General features: G+C 72.9%; 7 protein-coding genes. 5 read left to right on the plus strand and 2 right to left on the minus strand.

What is annotated here, in order from left to right; translation table 11 throughout:
- Positions 1–104 precede the first annotated feature (104 nt).
- Entirely contained in the window at positions 105–1,379 is a 1,275-nt protein-coding gene (locus BLT97_RS35095; RefSeq protein WP_245769722.1) for a cytochrome P450, read from the minus strand.
- A gap of 13 nt (positions 1,380–1,392) precedes the next feature.
- Positions 1,393–2,652, minus strand: a complete 1,260-nt coding sequence (locus BLT97_RS35100) for an FAD-dependent oxidoreductase (protein WP_176954004.1) — start codon at positions 2,650–2,652, stop codon at positions 1,393–1,395.
- A 372-nt stretch (positions 2,653–3,024) separates the two neighbouring features.
- On the opposite strand from BLT97_RS35100, the gene BLT97_RS35105 reads away from it, so the two are divergent.
- From BLT97_RS35105 to BLT97_RS35125, 5 genes are all read left to right on the plus strand, one after another.
- Positions 3,025–3,714, plus strand: coding sequence for a hemerythrin domain-containing protein (locus tag BLT97_RS35105; protein WP_093617740.1), 690 nt, complete (start codon positions 3,025–3,027; stop codon positions 3,712–3,714).
- Between the two features lie 56 nt (positions 3,715–3,770).
- Entirely contained in the window at positions 3,771–5,708 is a 1,938-nt protein-coding gene (locus tag BLT97_RS35110) for an HAD-IIIC family phosphatase (protein ID WP_245769723.1), read from the plus strand.
- 362 nt (positions 5,709–6,070) lie between these two features.
- Positions 6,071–7,855: a fatty acyl-AMP ligase gene (locus BLT97_RS39030; protein WP_093617742.1), complete on the plus strand. Its 1,785-nt coding sequence runs from the start codon at positions 6,071–6,073 to the stop codon at positions 7,853–7,855.
- A 1-nt stretch (position 7,856) separates the two neighbouring features.
- On the plus strand, positions 7,857–9,647 hold the full coding sequence (locus BLT97_RS39035; protein WP_093617744.1) for an acyl-CoA dehydrogenase family protein: 1,791 nt from the start codon (positions 7,857–7,859) through the stop codon (positions 9,645–9,647).
- The gene (locus BLT97_RS35125; RefSeq protein WP_093617746.1) at positions 9,641–11,425 is read left to right on the plus strand and encodes an acyl-CoA dehydrogenase family protein; all 1,785 of its coding nucleotides are present in this window, start codon (positions 9,641–9,643) and stop codon (positions 11,423–11,425) included. The genes BLT97_RS39035 and BLT97_RS35125 overlap by 7 nt, the downstream gene beginning before the upstream one ends.
- Positions 11,426–11,474 lie beyond the last annotated feature (49 nt).

Here is an 11,474-nt window from a genome sequence, read left to right on the forward strand (position 1 = left end):
GCAGTCCGCAGTCCGCAGTCCGCAGTCCGCGGTCCGCGGTCCGCGGTCCGCCAGACCATCAGATCGCCCGGCCGCCGGTGACCCGGCTCTCGGGCGGTGTGGGGTCACCAGGTCACGGGCAGGGAGGCGATGCCGTGTACCAGCATGCCCTCGGGGCGCCGCAGTTCCTCCTCCGCAACGGCCAGGCGCAGCGTCGGGAAGCGGGCGATCAGCGAGCCGATGGCGATCTGCAGCTCCGCGCGGGCCAGGCCCGAGCCGATGCAGTAGTGGGTGCCGTGGCTGAAGGCGAAGTGCGGGTTGCTCGGGCGGTCGAAATCGACCGTGTCGGGGTGGTCGTACTGGCGGACATCGCGGTTGGCGGAACTCAGACTCGGCAGCACGGCGCTGCCCCGGGGAATCGTCACGCCGCTCAGCTCGACGTCCTCCAGAGTGATGCGCAGCAGCGCCTCGTTGCCCGGCGGGTGCAGCCGCAGCAGCTCCTCCACCGCGGCGTTGATCAGCTCCGGCTGCCGGCGCAGTTGCTGCAGCTGCTCGGGGTGGGTCAGCAGCGCCACCACACTGTTGGCGATCTGGTTGACCGTGGTCTCGTGCCCGGCCACCAGCAAACTGATGCCCAGGAAGATCAGCTCCTCCTCCTGCAGCCGGTCGCCGTCCTCGTCGTGGATGGAGACCAGCGCCGACAGCAGGTCATCGCCGGGCTGCTCGCGCTTGGCCGCCACCAGGTTCGCCAGATACGTGCGCAGGGCGAGCTGCGCGGCGAGCATCTCCTCCTTGGACACGGCGGTGGTGGCGAGGAACACCCGCGACCACGCCGCGAATTCGTCCCGGTCCTCAAAGGGGACGCCGAGCAGCTCGCAGATGACGGTGACCGGCAGCTGAAAGGCCAACGCGGGCACCAGGTCCACCGGCGGCTCCTGCTTCGCCATGGCCTCCAGCAGGGCGTCGGTGTGCTCCTGGATCCGCGGGCGCAGCGCCGCCACCCTGCGGGCGGTGAACTCGCGCGAGACCAGCTTGCGCACCCGGGTGTGCTCGGGCGGATCCATGTTGAGCAGGCTTTTGAAGTTCTGCGGCGCCGCGGCGAGCCGGGGCGCCCCGGGCTCCAGCGTCGCCGCCCGGCTGAACCGGGGATCCGACAGGGCGGTGCGCACGTCCTCATAGCGGGTGAGCAGGAACGCCTGGTCGCCGCTGGGCATCAGCACCCGCGCGACCGGTTCCGTGGCGCGCAGGTGCGCATACATCGGGCACTGGGCGAGCCCGGGCGGCTGCTCGAAGGGGTAGGCGAGGGGGGCCGGGCCGCTCGGCTGCGCGGTGTCGGCCGCATCGGGGCTGATCGTCATCGGGGAGTCCTGTCCTTCGCGTTCGTCGAGGTCTGCGGGCACGGCTCGCAACGGTTCAGACACCGGCCGGCGTGCTCGGCACCGGGGCGACGTCGAAGGGGCGGATGCGGTCCGCGTCCTGGAGCGGGTAGTAGATACCGGCGAGAATCCGCCGCTTGAGCGGGGCGCTCGCATTGACCAGGCGGTAGGCGCAGCGGCGCAGCAGCACCGGCAGCGGAGCGGACAGCGCGAACGCCCGTTCCTGGCGCAGCTGCAGCGCCCTGGCCCGGGCCACCGGCGCCTCGCGCTCCTGCTGGAAGCGGCGGGTCGCCCGGCCCAGCGCGGCCGCCCGGTCCTGCGCCCCCAGCGCCGGGGCCACCAGACGGGCCAGCACCGCCGCGTCCGTGATGGCGTGGTTGACGCCCTGGCCGAGCACCGGCGTCAGGGTGTGTGCGGCATCCCCGATGAGCACCAGGCCCGGCCGTGACCAGCGGGGCACCACCGTGGTGAAAATGTCCAGCATGGACGTGTCCGACCATGTGGTGACCGCCGCGCGCACCTGCGCGGAGAGCTCCGGCGCCAGCTCGTCCATCCGCGCGTGCAGCGCGCCCACGCCCTGCGCCCGCAGCTCCTTCAGGCCGCCCTTGGGGATGTTGAAACCGACCCGTACGAGGTCGGGGACGGTGGGGATGAACAATCCGTGCCGGGCGCCGCGGATCCGCACACGGTAGGTGTGGCCGTCCCACACCTCGGGCCGGGGCACCTTGAACCAGACGAAGTCCCGCTCCAGCGGCTGCTTTTCATACCGCAGCCCCGACATCTCACGGATCTTGCTGAACCGGCCGTCGGCCGCCACCGTCAGCGCCGCCGCGATCTCGAACTCGCCGTCCGGGCCCTTGCAGCGCACCCCGGTGATGGTCGATTCCTCGCGCAGCAGCGCCGTGGCGGTCGTACGGCGCAGCAGCCGGAACCCGGGCAGCTGCGCGCCCTGGGCGGCCAGCGCCTCCAGCAGCGGCGGCTGCGGCAGCTCCATCGGGAACGGGCAGGCCCGGTCGTAGTCGGCGAAGTCCGCACGCAGCACCACACGGCCCTGGTCGGTGATCTCCATCCGGCGGGTCGTGAGGGTCTGCTCGCGCAGCCCCTTGAGGATCCCCATCCGCTCCAGGAGCCAGACGGAATCGGGGGAGATGGACTCGCCGCGAAACGACCGGTCGAAGCGCCCGCTCTGCTCCACCACGACCACGGACACCGACCTTCGCGCCAGCTCCAGCGCGAGGGTGAGTCCCGCGGGCCCCCCTCCCACCACACAGACCTGTGCTTGCACCGCCGCTGCCATCGCCACTGCCTCTCCACGGACGTGATGGTCACCGCGAGCCTGCGCAGCCCGCCTAAAGCACCCCTTGCGCCCACCCCCCCCGGGATTCACCCGGCAGCACGCCTGCACCCAAAAAGCCCCGCGCCCGCCGTCGCCCCCGCGGCGCAGCAGCACGGTGGCGGTCCCACGGCGCAGCAGCCCGCCGCCCTTGCGGCCGGCCCGTCCCCGGCGCCCGGGAGACGAGCCGGCCGCCCCCCCACGCCCCGGCCGCCCCCCCGCGCCCCGGCCGCGCCGGCAGACGGCGCGGCACAGGGCCCGGCGCAAGAACCGCTTAAGGCCGGCCGGACAGGATCCGGCGGCAACCGACCGACCACGCAGGCCACAGGGGGAACGATGGCGGCCGACCACGCACCGGGCGCGCCGGACACCGCGGAGATGGTGCTCGTGCACCGCCTGTTCCTCCAGGAGTACACGGCCGCGGTGGCGCTGGTGCGTGCCGTCCGTGCCGGCGACACCGCGCGTGCCGCGGTCGTCGCCGGCCATCTGGGCGCGCTCGGCCAGATGCTGACGGAGCATCACCGCGCCGAGGACGAGCTGCTGTGGCCCCGGCTCGCGGCCGATCCGGCCCTCGATGCGGCAGTGGTGGCCCGCATGGAGGAACAGCACGAGCACATCGCCGCCGCCCTCGCCCGCCTGCACCGCGCCCTGCCGCAGTGGGCCGCCGGGGCCGAACCGGACCTCACCGCGCAGGTGGCGCACGCCTGCACCGTGCTGCTGCCCGCCCTGGAAGAACACCTGGGCGACGAGGAACGGCACATCCTGCCGCTGGTGCCGGGCCGGTTCACCGCGGCGCAGTGGGCGCAGCTGAGCGCACGCGGCCGGGCCGCCGTGCCCCCAGCACACCGCCTGTACATGCTCGCCGCGCTGGGCGAGGCCGCCGGGAACAAGCACCGCCAGGAGTTCCTGCGGCGCCTGCCCGCACCCGTCCGCCTGCTGTACCGGGTGGCCGGCCGCCGACTGCGCCGCCGTACCTGGCACCGCCTCAGCACCACCCCCGGGCACCGGCGCAGGGCCGCGGCCTGAGCGCCGCGGCGCTCGCCGACCGTCAGACAAGCCAGCAGCAAAGTGAGGAAGAGCCCGTGAGCGCACCCGCGACGACCAGGCCCGCTCCCGCCGACCGTGCCGAGGCGCTGGAGCGCATCCACACCCTGCACGCCCAGCAACGGTTCGCCGAGGAATTCCCGGCGCTGGGCGCCCTGTTGGCCGCCCTCGCCCAGCAGCCCACGGCCGTGGCCGACCTTTCCCGCGCCGGCCGGCTGCTCGCCCGGACCGACCCGGACCGCATCCACGCCGCGCACCCCGAGGCCCGGCCGCTGAACCTCACCGTGTCGGGACATGGCACGCTGGACGCGCTCACCGGCCCGCTCACCGCCGAACTGGCCCGCCACGGCATCCCGCTGCGCGCCGTCCACGGCGACTACGACGGCTGGCGCCGCGAACTGCAGGACACCACGGGGCCGCTGTACGCCGCCGACACCGAGCTGTCGCTGGTCGTGCTCGACGCCCAGCTCGTCTTCGACGAACTCCCGCAGCCCTGGCGGGTCTCGGACGTCGCCGACGCGGTCGCGGCCACAGGGGAACTGATCGAACAGCTCGTCGAGCGCTACCTGCGCGAGGCCTCGGGCACCCTCGTGCTCAACACCCTGCCGCTGCTGCCCGGGCACCTGCGCCAGCTCATCGACCACCGCTCGCGCACCGAACTGTCGCTGCTGTGGCGTCAGTTCAACACCCAGCTGCTGCGCATCGCACTGGACCACCCCCGGGTGCACGTGGTCGACCTCGACCCGCTGATCGCGCAGTCCGGCCCGGCCCGCGACAGCAGGCTCGCCCTCTACACCAAGGAACACCTCGGCACCGAACTCCTCGCCCGCTACGCCCGCGAGATCGCCCACCTGGCCCGGACGCTGCGCGGCCGCACCAAGAAAGTGCTCGTCGTCGACCTGGACCACACCCTGTGGGACGGCATCCTCGGCGACGACGGCCCCGACGGCATCGCCGTCGCCGGAACCTACCGCGGCGAGGCCTTCGGCGCCTTCCAGAAGGTGGTGCGCCAGCTGGGCTCCCAGGGCGTGCTGCTCGGCGTGTGCAGCAAGAACGACCAGGAACCCGTGCACCGTGTCCTGGCCGACCACCCCGACATGGTGCTGCGGCCGCAGGACTTCGTCCGGATCACCGCCAACTGGCAGCCCAAGGACGGCAACCTGCGGGACATGGCCGCCCGGCTCAACCTCGGCACGGACAGTTTCGTGTTCGTCGACGACTCGCCCTTCGAATGCGGCCTCGTCACCACCTCCCTGCCCGAGATCGCCGTGGTCCGCCTCGACGAGGAACCCGCCCTGCACATCGACCGGCTGCTCGCCGACGGCTGGTTCGACGTGGCCGAACTGACCGAGGCGGACCGCAGCCGGGCCGGCCAGTACCGGGCCGACGCCGACCGCCTGCACCTGCTGGACGGCGCCGCCTCGATGGAGGACTACCTCAACGCCCTGGACGTGCACGTCACCCTCCACCCGGCGACCGCGGCGGATGTGCCCCGCCTCTCCCAGCTCACCCTGCGCACCAACCAGTTCAACCTCACCACCCACCGGCTGGACGGCGACGCGGTGCGGGCCCGGGTGGACTCACCGCACCATCTGGTCCTGACCATCCGCTCCGCGGACCGCTTCGGCGACAACGGACTGGTCGGCGCGGTGTTCGCCGAGTACGGCCCCCACGCCCTGCACCTGGACAACGTCCTGCTCAGCTGCCGTGTCTTCGCCCGCGGCATCGAACAGGCCGCCCTGGCCGCGCTGCTGGCCCACGCCCACGCCACCGCGACACCGGCCGTCACCGCCGCCTACCGGCCCACCGCCAAGAACGGCAAGGTCCGCGACCTGTACCCCGCGCTCGGCTTCGCGACCGTGCACACCGGCGACGACGGCGCCCTCGACTTCCGCCACGACCTCACCCGGCTGCCGCCGCCGCCCGGCCACGTCACACTCCACGCCACCTTCCCGCCCGCCGCACCGCAGCGGTGACGCCGCCCGGCACCCCCCGTCGTATCCCGCCTACCCGGCAGACCTCCCGGCTCCGGCCCCGGGGCCGGCACCGTCCCGGCGCGGCACCATCCCCCGCCGCGCCAGGGGCCCGGCCGATCCGGCGGAGCCGGGAGCCGCACCCCTTTCGAAGGCGTGCGGCGCACGCCGACTGCCGCCCGCCACCCCCCCCTTTGGCGGGCGGCAGTCGCCTGCCCCCCCGAAGAAGGAGAGGGCGCCGGCGCCGGATCGCCCGGCCGGCCAGCACAAGCGGCGCCTTAGCGCGGCGGGCGAGGCTCGAACCCGTCCCAGACAGCCCTCGCCGGCAGCACGCCTGCGGATCTCGGAGAGGTCAGGCAAAGACGTTGACAAGCTTCCGAACCTTCACGGAACTGGTGTTGGACCGTGCGGCCGAACGCAGTGCCCAGGACGCCTTCATCTTCCTGCCGGACGACGCCAACGGCTCGGTCCCCGAGCACCTGTCGTACGCCGGACTCGACCAGGACGCCCGGCGGATCGCCTCCTGGCTGCAGGCCAACGGCGCCGCGGGCGGCCAGGTGCTGCTGCTGTACCCCTCCGGCACCGACTTCATCAAGGCGTTCACCGGCTGCCTGTACGCCGGATCCGTGGCCGTGCCCGCCCCGCTGCCGACCGAGCAGGGCCAGCACTTCACCCGGGTGTCCGGCATCCTGCGCGACGCCCAGGTGTGCGCGGTGCTGACCGACGCGGCGAACGCACCCGAGATAGCCGCCTGGCTCGCCTCCGAAGGCCACACCGACGTGCGCTGCCTGGCGACCGACGGCACAGACTACGCCGACGCCGACGCCTACCGGGTGCCCGACCTCACCCCCGAACACCTCGCGTTCCTGCAGTACACCTCCGGCTCGACCAGCGACCCCAAGGGCGTCATGGTCTCGCACCGCAACCTGCTCGCCAACGAGGCCGCGATCCACCACGCCGCCGGAACCGACCACCAGACCCGGTTCGGCGGGTGGCTGCCCTTCTACCACGACATGGGCCTCATCGGGCACATCCTGCACCCGCTGTACATCGGCGGCTCCGCCGTACTGCTCTCCCCGACGTCCTTCCTGCGCCGCCCGCACCGCTGGCTGAAGTCCATCGGCGACTACGGCGTCACCATCGGCGGCGGCCCCAACTTCGCGTTCGACCTGTGCGTGCGGCGGGTCACCGACGAGCAGCTGGCCGAACTGGATTTGTCCACCTGGGTGAGCGCCGCCAACGGCGCAGAACCGATTCGCCGCGAGACCATCGAGGCGTTCACCCAGCGCTTCGCCCCCGCCGGCTTCAAGCCCGAGTCGTTCTTCCCCTGCTACGGCATGGCCGAGACCACCCTGCTCGTCTCCGGCACCCCCAAGGGCCGCCGCCCCGCGGTGCGCACCATCGACGCGGCCGCCCTCGAACAGGGCACGCTCACCGACCCGGTGGCCCACCAGCCGCGCCGGGAACTGGTCAGCAGCGGCATCATCCACGACTTCACAGTGAAGATCGTCGACCCCGACAGCCGCACCGAACGCCCCGAGGGCTCGGTGGGCGAGATCTGGGTCAAGGGCGACAGCGTGGCCAGCGGCTACTGGAAGCGCCCGCTGACCAACGTGGAGATCTTCGACGCACACCTCGCCGACGGCGCCGGCGGCCAGGACGCGGGCGGCTGGCTGCGCACGGGCGACCTCGGCGCCCTGGACGGCGGCGAACTCTACGTCACCGGCCGCCTCAAGGAACTGATCATCTTCAACGGGCGCAACCTCTACCCGCAGGACGTCGAGCGGGCGGTGCAGGCCACCGACAAGGCCCTGGGCGTGGGCTCCGGCGCGGTGTTCACCGTCGAGACCGACCGCGAGCACCTCGTGGTGGTGCAGGAAGTCAGGATCAGCGCCGTCAACGGCGACCTGCGCACCCTGGCCACGACCATCCAGAGCCGCATCGGACAGCAGCTCAACGTCCCGGCCGGCAACGTGCTCCTGGTCCGGCCCGGCACCATCCGCAAGACCACCAGCGGGAAGATCCAGCGCACCTTGATGCGCAAGCGGTTCCTGCAAGGCGAACTCACCCCCCTGTACGAGGTGCTGGAGCCGGCCGTCCGAAAGATCGTCGCCGACGCCGCCGGCCCGGCCCTGGCCGTGACGGCCTGACATGGCCGAGCCCACAGGGACCCCCGCCGAGGAACTCGACGCGTTCCTCGGCGACCCCGAAGACCCCGGCGGCTGGTTCTCCTACGCGCGGTGCGTCGACCTCGACGACGAGGAGGCCTTCCCGGCCGACATCTGCCGCCGCCTGGACGACTGGGGACTGCCCGCGCACTACGTACCGGTCGAACACGGCGGCCAACTCACCGACTACGCGACACTGCTCCAGGTCATGCGCACCCTCGCCCGCCGCGACCTGACCGTGGCCATCGGGCACGGCAAGACCTACCTGGGCGGCATCTGCGTCTGGCTGGCCGGCAGCCCCGAGCAGGCCGCCGCGCTCGGCGCGGACATCCGCGCCGGGGTGCCCGTCTCGCTCGGCCTGACCGAGCGCGCCCACGGCAGCGACCTGCTCGCCGGCGAGGTACGCGGCACGCCCGGCGCGCACGGCTGGCTGGTCGACGGCGAGAAATGGCTGATCAACAACGCGACCCGAGGCAGCCTGCTGTCCCTGCTCACCCGCACCGACCCGGCCGGGGGACCGCGCGGCTTCAGCGTCCTGCTCGTCGACAAGCGCGCACTGGACCCGGCCACCTACCGCCATCTGCCCAAGGTGCGCACCCACGGCATCCGCGGCGCGGACATCTCCGGCATCGCCTTCCACGGCGCGGCCGTCGATGCCTCCGCACTCGTCGGCACCCAGGGCGCGGGCCTGGAGATCGTCCTCAAGGCGCTGCAGCTCACCCGGACCATGTGCGCCGCACTGTCCCTGGGCGCCGCCGACCACGGCCTGCGCATCGCCCTGGACTTCGCGTGCGAGCGCGAGCTGTACGGCCGCCGCCTGGTCGAACTGCCCCAGGCCCGCCGGGTCCTGGGCACCGCTGCCGCCGACGTGCTGCTGCACGAGGCGCTGGGCACGGCCGCTGCCCGCCTGGTGCACACCCAGACCGACGAGATGAGCGTGACCGCGGCCGTCACCAAGTACCTGCTGCCCAGCGGCACCGAGGACGTGCTCTCCCGGCTCACCCGGGTGCTCGGCGCCCGCGCCTTCCTCAAAGGGGTGCACGCGCACGGCACCTTCCAGAAGATCGAGCGTGATCACCGCATCGTCGGCATGTTCGACGGCAACACGCTGGTGAACCTCAACTCCCTGGTCAACCAGTTCCGTTCCCTGGTCCGCGGATACCGGCGCGGCACCGCAGACGCATCCGCCGCCACGGCCGCCTACGACCTGTCCACGCCGCTGCCCCGGCTCGACCCGCTCCGGCTGTCGCTGGTGGCACGCCGCGGCAGCGGCGTCCTGGCCGGCCTCGGGCCGTGCGTGACCCACCTGGAGGAGCAGGCCCGCGCACAGCCCGCGCTGGCCCCGGCCGCCGCGGCGGCCCGGGCCGTCGCGGACGTCACCGACCGGGTCCACCAGGAGATGGAGCAGTGGCAGGGACTCGTCGGGGACGTGCCGCCCGCCGCCTTCGAAACAGCCCGCCGCTACGCCCTGTGCCATGCCGCGTCCGTCTGCCTCGGCCTGTGGATGCACAGCGCGCCGCAGTTCGCCGACACCACCACCGCACCGCTGTGGCGGGACGGGCTGTGGCTGCACGCGGCCCTCGACCGGATCCTGGACCGCCTCGGCGCAGGCGGCGGCACAGCCGACGCGGCCTACGACGCACTGCTCGAGCACATGATCACCGCCCGGCGTGCAGGCGAACTGTTCTCGCTGTACCCCCACCGACTGCCCGGGGCACCGGCCGAGCCGGTGGCCGACGCGACACCGCACGCAACGGAGAGGACGCCATGCTGATCGGTACCGCGGCCACAGGGCCGCACGGAGCGTCCGCCCCACCACCGCCACCCCGCCCGCCCGGCGGCCAGGAAGGCCGGGTTGCCGCCCGCATCGCCGAGCTGGAACAGCGCCTGGGAGACCCCACCGACGCGCGCGGCGAGATCTCGTACGCGGCACTGCTCGCCGACGACGAACGCGCGCAGCTGTCCGAACCGGGCGAACACGCCCTCGACGAGCTGGCCCTGAACGCCGAGTTCGTGCCGGTCAACCACGGCGGGCGCCTGGAGCGGATCGACACGCTGGTGCGGGTGATGCGCCAGGTCTTCCGCCGCGACATCGCCCTCGGCCTCGGCTACGGCGTCACCTCCTTCATGGCGGCCGTCAACGTGTGGAGCTCCGGTACCGAACAGCAGCAACGACGCCTCGCCGAACTGCTGCTCGACGGCAAGAAAGTGTCGGTGGCCTACCACGAACTCGCGCACGGCAACGACTTCGTGCGCAATGAGTTCCACGCCCGCCCGGTGGACGGCGGCTACCTCCTCAGCGGCGCCAAGCAGGTCATCAACAACGCCGACCGGGCCGCGGCCTGGGTGCTGTTCAGCCGGACCAGCCCGGCCCCCGGCAGCCGCAGCCACTCCGTCGTCCTGGCCGAGCGCGACACCCTGGACCCCGACCGGTTCCAGGTCCTGCCCCGCTACGACGCGGTCGGTGTGCGCGGCTGCCACCTGTCGGGCCTGGACTTCACGGACTGCCCGGTGCCCGCCTCGGCGCTCGTCGGCGAGGAGGGCAAAGGCGTCGAACTGGCCCTGCGCGCCTTCCAGGTGACCCGCAGCGCGGTGCCCGGCATGGCCCTGGGCGCCACCGACACCGCCCTGCGCACCGTCACCGGCTTCGCCCTGGGCCGGCAGCTGTACCGCAAGTCGGTGATGGACATCCCGCACGCCAAGGCGACCCTGTCGACGACCTTCGTCGACCTGCTGATCTGCGACAGCCTCTCGCTGGCCGCGACCCGCGCCGTCCACGTCCTGCCCGAGGAGACCAGCGTCTACGCGGCCGTGGTCAAGTACCTGGTCCCCAAGATGCTCACCGACGCCATGTACGACCTCTCGATCGTGCTGGGGGCCCGGTTCTACACCCGCGAGGGCGAGTTCGGGATCTTCCAGAAGCACGTGCGCGATCTGCCGGTGCTCAGCCTCGGGCACGCAGGCTCCGCCGCCTGCCAGGCCACCATCATCCCGCAGCTGTCCCGGCTCGCCCGCCGGTCCTGGTTCAAGGACGACCCGGCACCCGCCGGCCTGTTCCGGCTGCGCGAGGACCTGCCCGAGGTCTCCTTCGACCGGCTCACCCTCGCCAGCGGCCGGGACGGCCTGAGCGCCTCCCTGGTCGCCGCCGTCGACCAACTGCCCAGCTCCAGCCCCCAGGAGCGGGCGGCGCACGGCGCCGCGCTGCACCTCATGGACGAACTGCGCCAGATCCAGGAGCAGAGCCTGGACCTTGCCCCGCAGGACCGCACCGCCCTGGCCAGCCCGGCCACCTTCGCCCTCGCCGACCGCTACGCGGTACTGCTCGCCGCCGCCTCGGTGATCGGCGTATGGCAGCAGGCCCAGGGCGGCCAGGACGACTTTCTCGCCGACTCGGCCTGGCTCGCCGCGGCCCTGCACCGCCTGGGCCGACGCCTTGGCCACGCCCTGCCCGAGCTGCCGGACACCTGCGAGACGCAGCTGCACGACGAGGTGCTGCGCCGCTTCCGCAACGCCCGCAGCTACGACCTCTACAACACCCCGCTGGCGGGTTGAACCACCCCTGTGGCCAGCCGAGTTGACCGACCGAGGAACCCTTCCGAGG

Origin of the sequence: Streptomyces indicus, from assembly GCF_900100315.1 — a bacterium.
In the GTDB taxonomy this organism is placed as follows: Bacteria; Actinomycetota; Actinomycetes; order Streptomycetales; family Streptomycetaceae; genus Streptomyces; species Streptomyces indicus.